1 protein-coding gene is annotated in these 734 nt (G+C 59.8%); it reads right to left on the bottom strand.

Going from position 1 to position 734, the window contains the following annotated elements; genetic code table 11:
* Positions 1–177: 177 nt before the first annotated feature.
* Positions 178–624 carry a 3D domain-containing protein gene (locus tag A3730_RS02515; protein WP_063521015.1) on the bottom strand — a complete coding sequence of 149 codons (447 nt, stop codon included), beginning with the start codon at positions 622–624 and terminating at the stop codon, positions 178–180.
* Between the last annotated feature and the right edge of the window lie 110 nt (positions 625–734).

The following is a 734-nucleotide window of genomic DNA, read 5'->3' on the forward strand; positions in this document are numbered from 1 at the left end:
GGGGTGAATCTGACCGCCGACGACATTGCGGCCAAAGCCTGGCAGGCCGCCAATGAAAACGTCGCGGTGCATAACCCGGTCGGCGGGGTGTTCAAATTCATCAAGCTGCTGGACAAGGTGCTGCCCAGCGGCTCCACCAAGATGACCATGACGTTTCTCAGCCGGGAATAGTCCGCGTCAGGGTTTCTCCGGCGGCCGGGGAAAACGGATTTTGACCTTGCGACGACCCCATTCGCGGGCCGCCTGCAAATTCTCTCCCATATAGATATCAATCTTGCGTTTCCAGCGCCGGTGCATCTTGTCCTTCACCACCCACACACCCGGCAAGCCCTCCACGGTGACTTCAGTATTGTGGGCCAACCCCAGCCGGATCAGGTCGCGGGACACTGCGATGGCCTGCATTCCCGGCACCAGCCGGTCGCCCCAGGCGGCGAGCGCATGGTCGCGGCCCGCCCCCTGCCCGTGCAGTGAGTTATAGGCCGAAGCCGTTACCGTCAGCTCCATCATCGGCACCACCGGCGCCTTGTCTGCCTCACAGCGAGAGACCAGCCCGGTCGTGACCACCAGAGCCAGAAAAAAAATTGCCGCATTCACTCGCCGTTGCAACGGCACTGCTACGCTCATGGCATGACTCTCCGTACTTTGCGCTTTTCTCTTATTCTTTTTACCGGGGTACTGATGGCCGCATGCAGTCTTTTTTCCGGCAAACAGTCAGACACCACCAGTATACCTGA

The sequence above is a fragment of the Alcanivorax sp. HI0044 genome (assembly GCF_001634945.1).

Excerpts from the sequence above, each read along its gene's own strand:
- A3730_RS02515 (WP_063521015.1), bottom strand. The coding sequence starts at position 624 with ATGAGCGTAGCAGTGCCGTTGCAACGGCGAGTGAATGCGGCAATTTTT.